The following is a 16855-nucleotide window of genomic DNA, read 5'->3' as shown; positions in this document are numbered from 1 at the left end:
CCCGCCGGCCGCCGCGCAGGCCGCCGGGCAGGCCGTTCCCCCACAGACCCCGGCCGACCGGTCCGGTGACGGGCCATCGCAGGGCCGGTCGGCCGGCTCACCGCCCCCGCTGCAGCTCCGTCCCACGGGGGCGCCGGGGCCCCAGGACGCACCCCAGGACGCACCCCAGGGCGCGCCGCAGGAGACACCCAGGCCCCCGGCCGAGCCCGGGCAGGTGGTCCTCGCCCCGGTCCCCGGCAGGACCGCACCCGCAGGCGCATCCGCACCCACGGCCGGCCCCGCTGCCGTCCCGTCCGTCCCGTCCGTCCCGTCCGTCCCGTCCGTCCCGTCCGTCCCGTCCGTCCCGTCCACCGTCCCGCCCCTCGCCTCGTCCGCCGCCCGGCCCGTGAGCGCGCCCGTGACCGCGCCCGTGAGCGCCCTCGTCACCCTGCCCGCCGTCCGGCCCGGGCCGGCGGGGCCGGTGGACATCGCGGTGATCGGTATGTCCGGCCGCTTCCCCGACGCCCCCGACCTCAGCACCTTCTGGTCCAACCTGGTCGCCGGCCGCAGCAGCATCCGTGAGGTCCCCGCCGAACGCTGGGACGTCGCCGAGCACTTCGACCCCGACCAGCGCGCCGAGGGCCGCACCTACAGCAAGTGGGCCGCCCTGATCGACGACGTCGACCTGTTCGACGCCTCCTTCTTCCACCTCTCCCCGATGGAAGCCGAGCTGATGGACCCCCAGCAGCGGCTCTTCCTCCAGGAGGCGTGGTCGGCCCTGGAGGACGCGGGCTACGCGCTGCCCGGCACCGAACGGGCCCGCTGCGGGGTGTTCGTCGGCTCCGGCGCGGGCGACTACCTGCGGCTGCTGGAGGAGAACGGCCAGGACGGCACCGGGCAGGCGTTCCTCGGCAACTCGCCCTCCATCCTGGCCGCCCGGATCGCCTACCACCTCAACCTCGGCGGCCCGGCCGTCGCCATCGACACCGCCTGCTCCTCCTCCCTGGTGGCCGTGCACCAGGCCGTGGCGGCCATCCGCGCCGGCGACTGCGACACCGCCGTCGCGGGCGGCGTCGCGGTGATGCTGACCCCCCGGATGCACGTCTGGACCAGCCGCACCGGCATGCTGTCGCCCACCGGGCGCTGCGCCCCCTTCGACGCCTCGGCCGACGGCATCGTCCTCGGCGAGGGCGTCGGCGCCGTGGTGCTCAAGCCGCTGGAGCGCGCACTGGCCGACGGCGACACCGTGTACGCGGTGATCAAGGCCACCGGCACCAACAGCGACGGCCGGACCAACGGCATCACGGCGCCCAGCGCCGACTCCCAGGCCGCGCTCCTGACGGACGTCCACCGGCGGGCCGGCCTCGCCCCGGAGGACGTCGGGTACGTGGAGGCGCACGGCACCGGCACGGTACTGGGCGACCCGATCGAGGTGAAGGCCCTCACCCGGGTCTTCCGCGACCGGGCCGGGCAGGCCGGCGTCTGCTACCTGGGCTCGGTGAAGTCCAACATCGGGCACACCACCCTGGCGTCGGGCATCGCCGGATTCATCAAGGTGGTGCTCGGGCTCCGGGCCGGGGTGATCGCGCCGTCGCTCAACTTCGAACAGGCCAACCCCGTGATCGACTTCGACGGCGGGCCGTTCCGGGTCGCCACCGCCGCGGTGCCATGGCTCCCGGGCCCGTCCGGGCGGCGGGTCGGCGCGGTGAGCAGCTTCGGCTTCAGCGGGACCAACGCGCACGTGGTGCTGGCCGAGGCGCCGCCGCAGGCCGCGCCCGCTGTCGGCCCGTCCGGGCAGGCCGCCGTCCTGCCGGTCTCGGCGCGCACGGACGGCGCCCTGCACGACCGGGTGCGCGGGCTGGCCGGGTGGCTGACGGAGCAGCACGACCTCGAGGACACCGCCCGCACGCTCGCGCTCTCCCGCGCGCACTTCCCGGCCCGGGCCGCCTTCGTGGTCCGGAGCACGGCCGAACTGCGCGAACAGGCCGAGGAGTTCCTCGCCGGCGGGCGGCCGGCCACCGACGGGCACGGCGAGCGGCTGCGGCGGCTCGCCGAGGAGTACCTGGCGGGCCGCGACGTGGACTGGGCCGCCGTGCACGCCCACCGGCCGCGCCGCAACGTGCCGCTGCCCGCTTACCCCTTCGCGCGGACCAGCCACTGGACCACCGCCCCGGCGTCCGTCACGGCCCGGGCGGGCGTCGCCTCCCCGGCGTCCGTCACCTCCTCCCGGGTATCCGTCACGGCCCCGGTCCCGCCCGCCGCGCAGGCCCCCGGGCGCGCTCCGGGCGCGCCGGAAGCGGTGGCCGCGCCCGCCTCCGCGGCCGCCCCGGACTACCCGCTGCTGGTCTGCCGGCCGAGCTGGTCCGAGGACGCCGGACCGGGCGAGCGGCCGCCGGCCGGGGGCGGCAGGCGGGTCGCCCTGGCCCACGCCGAGGGGGACGGCCCGCTCGCCGACGCCCTGGCCGCGCTGCACCCGGACGACGAGGTGGTCCGCATCCCGCTGGGCGGCGCCGCACCCGTCCCCGGCCCGTTCGACGTGCTCTACGTGCTCGCCGGCCGCGCGGGCGCAGTCCCGGAGCCCGCCGACACCGCACCCTGCGGGGACCCGGTCACCCTGGCCGCGTTCTACCTGCTCAAGCAACTGCTCCGGGTGGGCCAGGCGGCCCGCCCGCTCGCCGCGACCTTCGTCGTGCACGGCGTCCTGCCGGTCACCTCCGGCGACCGGGTGCGGCCGCACGGCGCCGGCCTGGTCGGGCTCTCCCGCACGGTGGCGGCCGAACACCCGCTCTGGCAGGTGAACTGCGTGGACGTCACGCCGGACGTCCTCGCCGCCGACCCCTCCCGCACCGCCCGGCGGATCGCCGCCGAGGACGGCACACACCCCGTGGTCGCCCTGCGCGGCGAGCACCGCTACCTGCGCCGCTTCGAGCCGCTCGCCGCGCCCGTACCCGGGGAGGCCGCCAGCGGGGATGCCGGTCCGCGTCTGCGCAAGGGCGGTGTCTACCTGGTCGCCGGCGGGACGGGCGGCCTGGGCGGTGCCGTGAGCCGGCACCTCGCCGCCGTCCACGGCGCCCGGCTGGTCTGGCTCGGCCGCCGGCCTGCCGACGACCCGCGGGTGACGGCCCGGGCGGCCGAGATCGCCCGGCTGGGCGGCGATGTCCGCTACGTCCGCGGCGACGTCACCGACCCGGACGCCGTCCGGGCCGCGGTGGCCGAGGCCCACGACTCCTTCGGCGCGCTGCACGGCGTCCTGCACGCCGCCGGCGAGCTTCGCGACGTCCCGCTCGCCCGGATGACGGAGGTGGAGTTCACCCGGGTGTTCGCCCCGAAGGCGGCCGGCGCCAGCGCCCTGGTCGAAGCACTCGACGGGCAGCAGCCGGACTTCTGCGTCTTCTTCTCCTCCGCGGCCTCCTTCGTGTCCTCGCCCGGGCAGGCCAACTACGCGGCGGCGGCGACCTTCGAGGACGCCTGCGTCTGGTCGGCCCGCAGTCGCTGCGCGTTCCCGGTGTCGGTGGTGAACTGGGGCTTCTGGGGGAGCGTCGGTGCCGTGGCCACCGCGCACCACCAGCGCTCGTTCGCGGCCCTGGGCGTCGGCTCCATCGACCCGGCGGAGGGCGCCTCGGCACTGGAACGCGTGCTCTCCGGCGGGGCCGGGCAGGCGCTGGTCATCAAGGCGGACCCGACCCGGCTGGCCGGGCACGGCATGCCGCTCACCGGCGCCCCGGCGCCCGTGCTTCCGGCGCCCGTGGTCCACGCGATTGCGCAGGCGCAGGCGGTTGCGGCGCCGGCCGGCGCGGACCTGGAGCGCCGGGCCCGGGATCACCTCAAGCGGGTCTTCGCCGGGGTCCTCAAGTGCGAGGAGGACGAACTCACCGACCGGGACACCCTGGAGACCTTCGGCATCGACTCGCTGATCGGCGCCGAGATCGTCGAACGGCTCGCCGCCGACCTCGGCGAGCTCCCGGCGACCCTGCTGTTCGAGCACGCGACGATCGAGCGGCTCGCCGCCCACCTCCTCGCCGTCCGACACGAGCCGCTGACGGCCGTCCTCACCCGCACGGAGGCCGGCCCCGGGCCCCTCGCGACGGCGGCCCCCGCCGACGCGCAGCCGGCGCCGGAGGCCGGCTCAGCGGCGGAACCGGTCGAGGCAGCGGCCGGAACGGCGACGGTCCACCCGGCGTCCACGCCGCATGACCAGACCCGCGAGGAGCAGGCCCGCGACGGCGCCCTCGACATCGCCGTCGTCGGCGTCACCGGCCGCTACCCGGGCGCCCCGGATCTCGACACCTTCGCCCGCAACCTCGCCGCCGGTGCCGCCCACATCACCGAGGTCCCGGCCGACCGGTGGGACTGGCGCGAGCACTTCGACCCCCGACGCGGCCGGCCGAACCGCAGCTACGGCCGGTGGGCCGGATTCCTGGACGGTGTGGACGAGTTCGACCCGCAGCTGTTCGGCATCCTGCCGCGCGAGGCGGCCGCGATCGACCCGCAGGAGCGGCTGTTCCTGGAGACCTGCTGGAACCTGCTGGAGGAGACCGGCTACCTCGGCGCGCACACCCGCGTCCCGGAGACCGGCGTCTTCGTCGGCCTGATGTACGGCTCGTACGGCCAGCTCGCGGCGGCTTCCGGCTGGCCCCGGGGCGAGTTCGGGGCCGCGCACTCGGCGTACTGGTCGGTGGCCAACCGGGCCAGCTACCACTTCGACCTGACCGGGCCCAGCTTCGCGGTCGACTCGGCCTGCTCGTCCTCGCTGACCGCCGTTCACCTGGCCTGCGAGAGCCTGCGCCGGGGCGAGTGCCGGATGGCCGTCGCCGGCGGCGTCAACCTGATCCTGCACCCCGCACACCTGGTCGCCCTGTCGGCCCGCGGCATGCTGGCCGGCGGCGACGCCTGCCGGACCTTCGACGCCGACGCGGACGGTTACGTCCCCGGCGAGGGGGTGGGCGCCGTCCTGCTCAAGCCGCTGGCGGACGCAGTGGCCGACGGCGACCGGATCTGGGCCGTCATCAAGGGCAGCCGCGCCAACGCGGGCGGCAAGACCAGCGGCTACACCGTCCCGAACCCCAATGCGCAGGCCGACCTCGTGGCCGGGACGCTTGCCGCGGCCGGGGTCGACCCGCGCACCGTCGGCTACCTGGAGGCCCACGGCACCGGTACCGCGCTGGGCGACCCGATCGAGGTGGCCGCGCTCGCCCGGGCCTTCGGCGCCGGGCCCGACGTGCCCTCGGCCACCGGCTGGGACGGCCCGCCGGTCGCGATCGGCTCGGTCAAGGCCAACATCGGCCATCTGGAGGGCGCGGCCGGGATCGCCGGGCTGACGAAGGTGCTCCTGCAACTCAGGGACGGGCTGCTCTACCCGAGCGCCAACCTGGACCGGCTCAACCCGAGGATCGACTTCGACGCCTCGCCGTTCCGGCCGCTGACCGAGGCCGCCCCGTGGCCCCGGCCCGTGGCGGACCAGGCGTACCAAGCGGACCGGGCGGACCAGGACGGGCGGGCGGGTGCGCAGCCGCGCCGGGCGGGCGTGAGCTCGTTCGGCGCCGGCGGGGCCAACGTCCACCTGGTGCTGGAGGAGTACCTGGGCGCCCCCGAGCCGCTGAGCGCCCCCGAGTCGCTGGGCACCCCCGAGTCGCTGAGCGCCCCCGAGCCCGCCGGGATCGAGGAGGTCTTCGTGCTGTCCGCCCGGACGCGCGAGCGGCTGGCCGTGCTCGCCGGCCGGGTCGCGGACCACGTGGCGGCCGCGACCGGGGCCGGCGACGATGCACCGACCCTGCGCTCGCTCGCCTGGACCAGCCAGACCGGACGCCGGGAGCTGACGGAGCGGCTGGCCGTGGTCGCCGGCAGCCTGCCCGCCCTGGCCGAGGGCCTGCGCGCCTTCGCCGAGGGGCGCCCGGCCCCCGGCGTCCACACGGGCACCGCCGCCCGCACCGCCGCACCGGTGCGGGACGGCGCGGACCGGGCGGCGGCGGTGGCGGCCTGGCTGACCGGGGCGGAGGTGGACTGGCGCACGCTCTGGGCCGGCCCCCGGCCGCGTCGCGCCGCCTTCCCGACGTACCCCTTCGACCGCGCCCGCTACTGGCTGGCCGAGCCGCCCGCCGACGAGGCGGCGGGGGAGGCCGGGGAAGACCTCACGACGGACGGCGCGCCGCAGCCGGGCCTCGGCGAGGAAGCGCCGCAGGCCCCCGACATACAGAGCGCCCCCGAACGGCCGGAGGAGGCGGCCCTGTTGCGGTTCGCCCGCCCGGTCTGGGAGCCGGTGCCCGCGCCGGAGCCGCTGACCGGTGCCCCGGCGCCGCGCGTGGTGCTGGTCGCCGCCGATGAGCCCGGGCCGGCCGGGGCACTGGCCGGGCGGCTCGCCGCCGACGGGGTGCAGGTCGTCGCCCTGGCCCCCGCCCCGGAATTCGCCCGAACCGATGACACGGGCGGCTACCGTCTGGCGCTCACCGACCGGGAGCAGTGCCGGCGGCTCGTGGCGGACCTCGCCGAGCGCGGCCTGGAGCCGGACGGCCTGGTGTTCTGCGCCCCCGAGGGCGCGGCCGGCCACGGCGGTGACGACCTGACGGCCGGTCTCGACCGTGGCTTCCACGCCCTGGTCGCGCTCACCACCGCCCTGCTCGCCCGGCCGGGGGCCCCGCGCGACCTGCGGGTGGTCTACGGGTACACCGCCCCCACCCCGTCGTCCCGGCCGCACGACGCGGCCGTCGGCGCCGCGCTGCGCAGCCTGGCGCTGGAGCACAGCCGGCTGGGCGCCGCCCGGGTGGCCTTCGAGGGGGCCGACGCGGTGGCGCCGCCCGAGCAGCGGGCCGCCCGGCTGGTGGCGGAGCTGGCCGGGTGCCGGCCAGGCGCCGCCGTCGAGGTCCGCTACCAGGGCGGCGAACGGCAGGTGAGAGGCCTGCTCGAGCACGTGCCCGCGCCCGCCGACCGGCTGCGGCCGCGCCCGGACGGCGTCTACCTGGTCACCGGCGGCGCCGGGCCGCTCGGCCTGCACACCGTCCGGCTGCTGGCCTTCCGCGCGCGGGTGACCGTCCTGCTGGTGGGCCGCTCCGCACTGGACCCCCGACGCCAGGCCCTGGTGGACGAGCTCGACCGGGGTGCCGGCACCGTCCGCTACCTGCGCGCCGACGTCGCGGACGCGGACGTTATGCGCCGGCTGGTCGGCGAGGCCGTCGCGCAGTACGGCCCGCTGCGCGGTGTCGTGCACGCGGCCGGGGTCACCCGCGACGCCCGCGCGGTGACCAAGAGCCGGGCGGACCTCGATGCCGTGCTCGCGCCGAAGACGGCCGGCGTGCTGGCGCTCGACGAGGCGACGCTCGGCCAGCCGCTCGACTTCTTCGCCCTCTACTCCTCGGTGGTCGCCTACAGCGGCAACCCGGGCCAGCTCGACTACGCCTACGCCAACGCCTTTCTCGACGAGTTCGCCGAGCAGCGGGCCCAGCGGCACGCGGCCGGCCTGCGCGCCGGGCACACGGTGTCGATCGCATGGCCGCTCTGGGAGGACGGCGGTATGAGCGTGGACGCCGCCACCCGGGAGCTGCTCGCGCGCCGCTGGGACATGGCGCCGATGAGCACCGCCAACGGGCTGCGGGCGCTGGACGTGGCCCTGGGCGGCCGGGAGACCCGGGTGACGGTCGTCCAGCGGCCGTCCGCCGCGTCCGTCGCGTCCGCCCCGAGCGCCCCGTCCGCCCAGGCCGCTCAGGAACCGCAGGTGGATCTCCCCGAGGCCGCCTCGCCGACGCCCGAGCAGCAGCTGACGCCCGAGCAGGAGCCGACGCCCGAGGAGGTGCCGGCGTCGGAGGTGGAGCGCGAACTGCGGGCGATGGCCGCCGGGTTCCTCCTGGTCGAGCCCGAGGACGTCAACGTGGACGACCAGCTGCTGGAGCTCGGGTTCGACTCGCTCACGCTGACCGAGCTGATCAACCAGGTGAACGAGCTCTACGGCCTGGACCTGCTGCCGACCGTCCTCTTCGAGTGCCCTGACCTGGCCTCGTTCGCGGCCCACCTGGTCCGCCACCACGCCGCCGAGGTGGCGGTTCACCACCGTCCGCAGCCCCTCCCCGCCCCGGCAGGGCCGCAGCCGGCTCCGGAGCGCGGCGAACCGCCGCAGCCGGCCGGCGAGCAGGCTGCCGAGCCCGCTGCCGCATCGCAGCCGACAGCCATCGCCGAGCCCACGGCCATCGCCGAGCCCACGGCCACCTCCCAGCCCACGGCCACCTCCGGGTCGCCGACCCCCACCCCCGCGCTACAGCCCTCCAGCGGCCGGCCGCTCCCGGTGGCGGTGGTCGGCATGGCGGCGGTGCTGCCCGGCTCGGCCGGCACGGCGCAGTTCTGGGACCACCTGATGGCCGGCCGAAACCTGGTCACCGACGTGCCGCCGGACCGTGCCGAGCTCGGCCGGGCCGCGGGGGCGGCCCCCGTCCGGGCCGGGTTCCTCGCCGACGTGAGCCGGTTCGACGCCCGCTTCTTCGGCATCGCCCCGCGCGAGGCCGCCCTGATGGACCCGCAGCAGCGGCTGTTCCTGGAGACCGCCTGGCGGGCCGTCTGGGACGCCGGCTACCGCCCGTCCGACCTCGCGGGCACCGCGACCGGCCTGTTCGCCGGTGTCTCGACCTCCGACTACGCCGACCTGCTCGGAAAGGCGGCCGTCACGGTGGAGGCGCACAGCGCCACCGGAGTCGCGCATGCCGTCCTCGCCAACCGGGTCTCCTACCTGATGGACCTGCACGGGCCGAGCGAGTCGGTGGACACCGCCTGCTCCAGTTCGCTGGTGGCGATCCACCGGGCGGTCGGCGCGCTGGCGGCGGGCGAGTGCGAGCAGGCCCTCGTCGGCGGGGTCAACGTGCTGCTCAGCCCGGCGCTGTTCAGCGCCTTCCAGCAGTCCGGGATGCTCAGCGCCGACGGCCGCTGCAAGACCTTCGACGCCGGGGCCGACGGCTACGTGCGGGGCGAGGGCTGCGGGGTCGTCCTGCTCAAGCCGCTGGAGCGGGCGCTCGCCGACGGTGACCACGTCTACGGCGTGGTCACCGGGTCGGCGGTCGGCCACGGCGGCCGCGCCGGCTCGCTGACCGCGCCCAACCCCGAGGCACAGGCCCGGGTCCTGGTGCGGGCGCACCGCGCGGCCGGTACCGATCCCGACCGACTGGGGTACCTGGAGGCACACGGCACCGGGACCAGCCTCGGCGACCCGGTGGAGATCGAGGGCATCAAGCAGGCCCTCGCGACGCTCTACGCCGACCGGGACCGGGAGCTGCCCGACCATCCGCACATCGCGGTCGGATCGGTGAAGACCAACATCGGCCATCTGGAGGCGGCGGCGGGCATCGCGGGGGTGATCAAGGTCCTGCTCGGCCTTGAGCACCGCCAACTCCCGCCCCACCTGCACCTGGAGCGGCTCAACCCGCACATCCGGCTGGCCGGGACACCGCTGCGGATCGTCGACGGTCCGCTCCGGTGGGAGGGCACGGCCGGCGCCGACGGCGTGCCCGTGCGGTGCGCGGGGGTGAGCTCGTTCGGCTTCGGCGGCACCAACGCCCACGTCGTCCTGGAGTCGCCCCGGCCCCGGCCGGCCGCCGCCGACGACGGCAGCCCGCGGCTGGTGGTGCTGTCCGCGCCCACCGATGCACAACTCCAGGAGTACGCCGGTCTGTTGGCCGACCACCTGGAGCTTCGTGAGCCCGTGCTCGCGGAGGTCGCCCGCACGCTGCAGACCGGGCGCGAAGAGTGGCCCGAGCGTCTCGCCCTGGTGGTGCGCGACCGCGCGGAACTGGTGCGCGGGCTGCGTGCGGCGGCCGGGGGCACCTGCCCGCCCGGTGCCCACCGCGGCACCGCGCGCCGGTCCGCCCCGGCGGTCCGCGACCACGAGAACGCCGCCGGCCCCGTGGACCGCGACCACGCGGACCGCGACCACGTCGACCTCGACAGCCCCGCGGACCTCGACGGGCAGGCCCGTGCCTGGGTGGAGGGCACGGCGGTCGACTGGGCCCGTCTCTGGGCCGGGCCGCTGCCGCGCCGCACCCCGCTGCCCGGTGTTCCCTTCGCCGGGGCCCGTCACTGGTTCGCCCCCGGCGCACCGCACCCGAGTCTGGAGGCCACCATCGAAGCGTCACCGTCCTCGTCCACGGCGCCGTCGCCCGTGCGGGCTCCGGCCGTCCGCCGCACGCCGGCGACCGCTGCGGTCGCCCGCGAGCGGGTGAAGCTGCCCTCGCTCGGCGCGTCCGCCGGCCCGGAGCCCGCGCCCCGCAAACCCGTACCGGCCCCTGCTGCCGGCCCCCTACCTGCCGTGGCCCCCTCTGCTCCCGTGGCCCCCATGGCGCCCACCGCGCCGCCCGGCGTCGGGCTCCCGGAGATCCGGCGGACGGTCACCTCGCTGCTCTCCGACATCCTCGGCATCCCCGAGGCGGAGCTCCCCGCCGACCAGCCCTTCGGAGAGCTGGGGTTGGACTCGGTCTTCCGGATGGACCTGGCCCGGATGCTCAACGAGACCTACGGCCTGGACCTCAAGGCGGCCGAGCTCTACGAGCAGGACTCCGTCGAGCTGTTGAGCGCCGGTGTCGCCGCCGCGATCGCCGCGCTCCCGGCCGTCCCCGCCACCTCGGCCGTCCCTGCTGCCCCCGCTGCCCCCGCCACCTCGGCCGTCCCCGCTGCCCCCGCAGCCCGTACCGTCCCCGTCACCCCCGCCACCCGCGTCGCCCTGCCACAACCTCACGCCGGCGAAGGTGATCTGACGGACGATCAACTCGCCGGCTTCATCGAGGCGACGGTCGAGCGGCCCGTCGATCCCGGGGCGGACTTCGCCGGCCAGGGCTTCACCTCCTTCGACATGCTGAGGGTCGTCGCCGCCCTGGAGCGGCGGTTCGGCCCGCAGCGCAAGTCCCTGCTGTTCGACCACCCCACGGTGGGCGCGCTGGCCGGGCACCTGTCCGCGGCGCACGGCGCCGCAGCGGCCGCCCTGCTCGCCGCGCCGGCCCCGGCCCGGGCCGGCGGTCCGGCGCCGGACCTCGCGGCCGAGCCGGCGGCGGGCGGCCCGGTGGTGGTGCGCAAGCGCGAGCTGGCGGACCGTCCGGAGATCGCCGCAGCGATCGCGGAGCTGGACCGCCGGCACGCCAAGGAGGGCGGCCTGCCGGGCCGGGACATCGCGCCGCTGGTATTCCTCGGCTCGGCCCGCAGCGCCTACTTCAACTTCTCCCAGCGGGACGGCTCGCTGCTGGCGTGGAGCTACGTCGGCTCGGAGCAGGACCTCCCGGAACTGACCCGCGAGTACACCGAGCACGCGGAGCGCCACGGGCTGAAGCCCAACCTGCTCTCCATGGTGCGGCTGACGGAGGTGGGCGGGCGCGCGTACTCGGCCACGCCCTTCGGTGTGGTCCAGCGGATGGAGTCCATCCAGGAGTTCAGCCTCTCGGGCGCCCGGATGCAGCGGCTGCGCTACATGGTGCAGCGCTTCGCGCGGATGCCCGGGGCGGGTGTGCACGAGTACCGGGTCGGGTCCGATCCGGCCACCGACACCGCGATCGCCGGGCTCATCGACGGCTGGTGCGCCACCAAGGACATGGTCAATCCGTACGTGGCCACCGTGCGGGACGAGATCAGCCGCGGGGTGCTCGCCGAGCGGCACCGGATGTTCCTCACGCACTCCGCCGGACAGCTGTGCAGCGCGGTCATCGTCACCCGGATCCCGTCGGAGAACGGGTACCTGCTGGACCTGGAGTTCTACTCCGAGCAGACCCCGAAGGGCGGTCTGGAGTACACGATCGTGCGGATCGTGGAGCTGCTCGCGGAGGAGGGCTGCACGATGTTCAGCTTTGGGGCGAGCCTGGGCGTGCGGCTCTGCTCCTCGCCGAACGCCGAACCGGCGGCCGAGCAGGCGCTGGCCGAGCTGCGCTCCGCCGAGGTGTTCACAGGGGAGGGGAACTTCCGCTTCAAGAACAAGTTCCGGCCGGTCAACCTGCCCGTCTACCTGTGCCGGCCGGCCGACGGGGAGCCGACCGACGTCGGCGAGCTCATCCTGATGATCGCCAACCCCGAGGTCGCGGCGGGCCGCCCCCCGGCAGCCCGGGCGGCCGCCCGTCCGGCCCCCGTGCCCACCCGGATCCCCGCGCCCACCCCGCTTCCGGTACCCACCCCGGCGTCCGCCCGCCCCCCGGCCCCGGCACCCGCCCGCCCCGCACCCCCGCAGCCCGTCGCCGCCGCCGGGGCCCCTCCCGCCGGGACCCGTCCCCTCGAGGCCCCCGACACCGAGGCCGTCGCCGTACGGGCGCGGCGCCTGGCCGCCCACGGCCACAACCCCCTCCTGCTGGACTCCGGCGAGGCCGACATCGACCTCGTCACCGACTCCTGGACGGAGCTCGACACCGCCTACGTCGCCGAGGGCATGGCCGCGCTGCGCGCGCAGACCGCGGCCCGGCCCGGCCCGGCCGAGGACCTCGCGGCCCTGCTGCCCTTCCGCTACGTTGTGCCGACCCTGCGGGGCCGGTCCGCCGAGGCCCTGCTCTGCCGGGCCTGGCCCGGCCGGCGCGGACTGGTGGTGCAGAACGCGCTCTTCCCGACCTGGGCGCTGAACCAGATCGACCACGGCTTCGCCCCGCTGGCCGTCCCGGCCGTCGCCGCCTCGAACGGGGCACAGGCGCTCTGGGGGGATGTGGACGCCGACGCGCTGGAGCGGGCGCTCGCCGCCAACCCGGGCACGGTCTCCTTCGTCTGCGTGGAGACCAGCACCAACGCGCTCGGCGGGCTCCCGCTGTCGCTGGCCAACCTGCGCCGGGTCCGGGCCGCCGCGGACGCCCACGGGGTGCCGCTCGTCCTGGACGCGACGCGCGTGCTGGAGAACGCGGCCTTCGTCGCCGAGCACGAGGACGGCGAGCGGGGCCGCAAGGTGTGGGAGGTCGCGGAGGAGATCCTCGCCCTGGCCACCGCCGTCACCCTCGGCCTGTCCAAGGACTTCGGCATCGACCACGGCGGTCTCGTCGCCACCGACGACAGCCGGCTCGCCGAACTGCTCCACGAGGACGTGCTGCGGCGCGGCCGGGAGCCGGGCGTCGCCCAGCGCCGGCTGATGGCCGCGGCCCTGGCCGACCGCGAGCGCTCGGCCGCGGCCGTGGCCGAACGGATGGGCGCCGTCCGGGAGTTGCGGCGGATCCTCGCCGACGCCGGTCTGCCGGTGGTGGCGGCCGGCGGGCACTGCGTGCTGATCGACGCGGCCCGGCTGCCCGGGGCCGACCGCTCGCCCAACCCGGCGGCCGACTGGCTGGCCTGGAGCTACCGGCACACCGGTGTACGGGCCGCCCCGCACCTGGCCGCCGGCCCGACGGCGGGCGCCGCGCTGGTCCGGCTGGCCGTGCCACTCGGCCTCGGGGCCGAACGGGCGGCGGAGGCCGGCCGCCGGCTGGCGGCGCTGCACCGCGACGGGGGCCCGGCCCCGCTGCTCGTCCCGGCCGACGGCCCCGGCGCCGCCGCGCACCCGGCGACCGCCGCGTACCACCCGGCCGCGGCCCTCCCGGCCGACGTCCGCGCCGCACTGGACGAGGGCCACCGGCCACTGAGCGACAACCACGCCGTCCTGCGCGAGCACCAGCCGGACGTGCAGCGTCACCTGGTCGCACTGAGCGAGGGCGACGTCGAGGTGTTCACCGCCGGCGGGGGCAGCCCGCTGGTCCTGCTGCACCCCTTCAACATCGGCGCCGGCTTCTTCGGCCCGCAGTTCGCCGCCCTCGCCGACCGGCACCGCGTCATCTCCGTCCACCACTCGGGCGTCGGCGCCACGACGGCCGCCGCCGACCTGTCGGTGGAGGGCCTGGCCGAACTGCTGCGCCGCACGCTCGACGCCCTGGACGTCCGGGGCCCCGTCCACCTGGCCGGCGCCTCCTTCGGCGCGCTGCCCGCGATGTCCCTCGCGATGCGCCACCCGCACGACGTCGCCTCGCTGACCCTGATCGGCGGGTCCTACCGGATCGGCAACCGGCAGGGCGAGATGAACCGCCTGGCCCTCGTCGCCCGGGAGGACTTCGACCACCTGCTGGCCCAGCCCGGCACCAAGCCGATCGCCGGCCACCGCCGGCGCTACGAGGAGCTGCTGCTGCGCTGCGAGAGCCTCGACGCCCGGATCGGGCTGCGCTACCTCGACGAGTTCGACCTCGCGACGAACCTGCTGCCCGGGCTCCCCGGCCTCACCGCGCCCGCGCTGATCGTGCACGGCCGCCACGACACGGTCGTCCCGCTGAAGACCGGTCATCTGCTGCACGGCACCCTGCCCGACGTCCGCTTCCACGAGTTCGAGGACGCCGGACACTTCCCCAGCCTCACCGCCGCGGGGCGCTTCAACCAGGTCCTCGCCGACTTCCTGGCCGGCATCGACGCGGCCGGCCGACCGGAGACCACCCGATGACCCCGACGCCCGCCCACACCCCGGCCCCCGCCCCCGCCCACGCGCCCTTCCAGGTGCTGGACCCCGGCACCGTCCGCCGCCGGGTCACCGTCTCGCCCGCGATGTGCGGCCACAACTCGCTCTTCCTCGGCCAGGTCGGGGACTGGACCTGGGAGACCGTCGGCGCGCTCTGCGACACCGACGTCCTCGCGGCCAAGGGCGCCGGCGGAGACCCGGCCTACCTCGCGTTCTTCTACTACCGGGTGCGCGGCAGCCGGGAGTTCCACCTGCGCAGCCCCACCTTCGGCGACGAACTCGACGTGCTCTCCCGCTCGTTCGACTTCGGCAGCGAGTCGGTGCTGACCGTCCACCGGATCTCCTCGACCGCCGCCGCCGGGGACCCGCCCGAGCCCTGGGACCCGGCCGCCTTCCACCGCGGCCCGGCGCCCGGCACCCTGCACGTGGAGAACTTCAACCGCTGGGTCAGCCGCCGGCACGCCGACAGCAACCGGGGCCTGGTCCCGGCCTCGCCGCCGGACTTCCACCACACCCGGCTGCCGGCCCTGCCCGAGGAGTACTCGCCCCGCCCGGTCTACGGCCGCGCCCGGCGCGCGCTGACCTTCCGGGAGGACACGGCGGGGGAGTACCGCACCGTCGCCCAGGGCTTCACCACCCGGTACGGCATCGACATCACCCGGGACCTCAACGGCGTCGGACTCGTCTACTTCGCGTCCTACTTCTCCTTCGTCGACCAGGCGGTTCTGCGCCAGTGGCGCGCGCTGGGCCGCAGCGACCGCTCGTTCCTTCGGCGCCGGACGGTCGACCAGCAGCTGTGCTACGTCGGCAACGCCGAACCGGACAGCGAGTTCGAGATGGCCGTCACCGTCCGGGCCGCGGTGGCCGACCCGGCAGAGGAGCTCGTCGACGTCGTGGTCCGCGACGCGCACAGCTCGGACCTGATCGCCGTCAGCACCCAGCGGGTGCTGCGGGACCTTGAGGAGGCAGAGTGAACAGCGAGCAGGACGGCGCCCGGCGCGCCGCGCAGGAGGCGGCCCGGGCCCGGGCCGAGCAGGCGCTGCACGAGGTGATCCGCGGCATCCTGCCCGCGCTGGACCCACGGGAGATCACCGGGCACAAGCACCTGAAGGAGCTGGGCGCCGACTCGGTGGACCGCGTCGAGATCATCATCGGCGTCACCCGGCTCCTGGGCATCGACGAGCCGATGTCGAACTTCAGCGCGATACCGGACATCGACGGTCTCGTCGCGCACCTGGCCCGGGGGGTGCGGGCGTGATCGGGATCGAGGCGCTCAACGTCTACGCGGGCCTGGCCGGCATCGCCCTGACCGACCTGTTCGACGGCCGCGGCCTGGACCACGCCCGGCTCGGCAACCTGATGATGGAACGCCGCTCGGTCGCCCTGCCCTTCGAGGACCCGGTCACCAACGCCGTCAACGCCGCCAAGGCGCTGGTCGACGCGCTGGACCCGGCCGAGCGCGGGCGCATCGAGCTGCTCGTCACCTCCACCGAGTCCGGGGTGGACTACAGCAAGTCGGTGGCCTCCTACGTCCACGAGTACCTCGGCCTGCCCCGCTCCTGCCGGGTGATGGAGGCCAAGCAGGCCTGCTACGCGGCGACCGGCGCGGTGCAGCTCGCCGCCGGCTACCTGGCCTCCGGCCGCTCGCCCGGCGCCAAGGCCCTGGTGATCGCGACCGACGTGGCCGTGGTGGACGAGTACGCCGCGTATGCGGAGGCCGCCACCGGCCACGGCGCGGCCGCCGTCCTGGTGAGCGACCGGCCCCGGATCATGGCCATCGACCCGGGTGCCTACGGCCTCCACAGCTACGAGACCCTCGACTCCGCCCGCCCGCTGCCCACCCTGGACATCGCGGACGCCGACCGCTCGCTCTTCGCCTACCTCGACTGCCTGGCGAAGAGCTTCGCCGACTACGCGGACCGGGTGGAGGGCGCCGACTTCGCGACCACCTTCGACCGCCTGGTGATGCACACCCCGTTCGCCGGGCTGGTCCGGGCCGGCCACCGCAAGATGATGCAGGAGCACGCCGACGCCCGGCCCGCCGAGATTGACGCGGACTTCGCCCGCAGGGTCGCACCGTCCCTGGTCTACCCGAGCGTGGTCGGCAACCTCTGCTCCGGCTCGCTCTACCTCGCGCTCGCCGCCACCATCGACAGCGCCCCCTGCGAACGCCCCGAGCGGGTCGGCCTGTTCGCCTACGGCTCCGGCTGCGCCTCGGAGTTCCTGAGCGGGGTGATCACCCCGGAGTCGGCCCGCACGCTCGGCGCCCTGCGGATCGGCGAGCGCCTGGCGGCCCGTCGCGACATCGGCTTCGAGGAGTACACCCGGCTGCTGAAGCAGACCAGGTCCTGCCTCGTTCCCGAACGCGAGCGCCGGGTCGACACCGAGGACTGGGCCGAGTACCTCGACCACGCCGGCCGGCCGGGCGAACTGCTGGTCCTCACCGGCGTCCAGGACTACCACCGCCGCTACGCATGGCGCTGA

General features: G+C 76.2%; 4 protein-coding genes (1 of these 4 running past the window's edge). All 4 read left to right on the top strand.

The features are described 5' to 3' along the window. Tightly spaced (each overlapping or abutting the next), the 4 genes in view from ACZ5WK_RS12910 to ACZ5WK_RS12895 form a layout consistent with a single transcriptional unit that may run on beyond the window. A protein-coding gene (locus tag ACZ5WK_RS12910; protein ID WP_465547390.1) for an SDR family NAD(P)-dependent oxidoreductase crosses the window boundary here: on the top strand, positions 1-14356 show its 3' portion. The gene continues 6380 nt to the left of window position 1, outside the view; the window shows 14356 of its 20736 coding nt (coding positions 6381-20736); its start codon lies beyond the left edge, outside the window; the stop codon is at positions 14354-14356. Further along, entirely contained in the window at positions 14353-15345 is a 993-nt protein-coding gene (locus ACZ5WK_RS12905) for an LnmK family bifunctional acyltransferase/decarboxylase (protein ID WP_465547389.1), read from the top strand. The genes ACZ5WK_RS12910 and ACZ5WK_RS12905 overlap by 4 nt, the downstream gene beginning before the upstream one ends. Beyond that, a complete protein-coding gene (locus ACZ5WK_RS12900) occupies positions 15342-15629 on the top strand; it encodes a phosphopantetheine-binding protein (RefSeq protein ID WP_465547388.1) in 288 nt (95 codons plus the stop codon). The genes ACZ5WK_RS12905 and ACZ5WK_RS12900 overlap by 4 nt, the downstream gene beginning before the upstream one ends. After that, entirely contained in the window at positions 15626-16855 is a 1230-nt protein-coding gene (locus ACZ5WK_RS12895; protein ID WP_331742036.1) for a hydroxymethylglutaryl-CoA synthase family protein, read from the top strand. The genes ACZ5WK_RS12900 and ACZ5WK_RS12895 overlap by 4 nt, the downstream gene beginning before the upstream one ends.

It is taken from the genome of Kitasatospora sp. NPDC032757, from assembly GCF_055579305.1.
Note: the sequence above shows the minus strand (reverse complement) of the source record. Positions and strands in the feature narration are given on the sequence as shown.

Excerpts from the sequence above, each read along its gene's own strand:
- ACZ5WK_RS12905 (WP_465547389.1), top strand. The coding sequence starts at position 14,353 with ATGACCCCGACGCCCGCCCACACCCCGGCCCCCGCCCCCGCCCACGCG.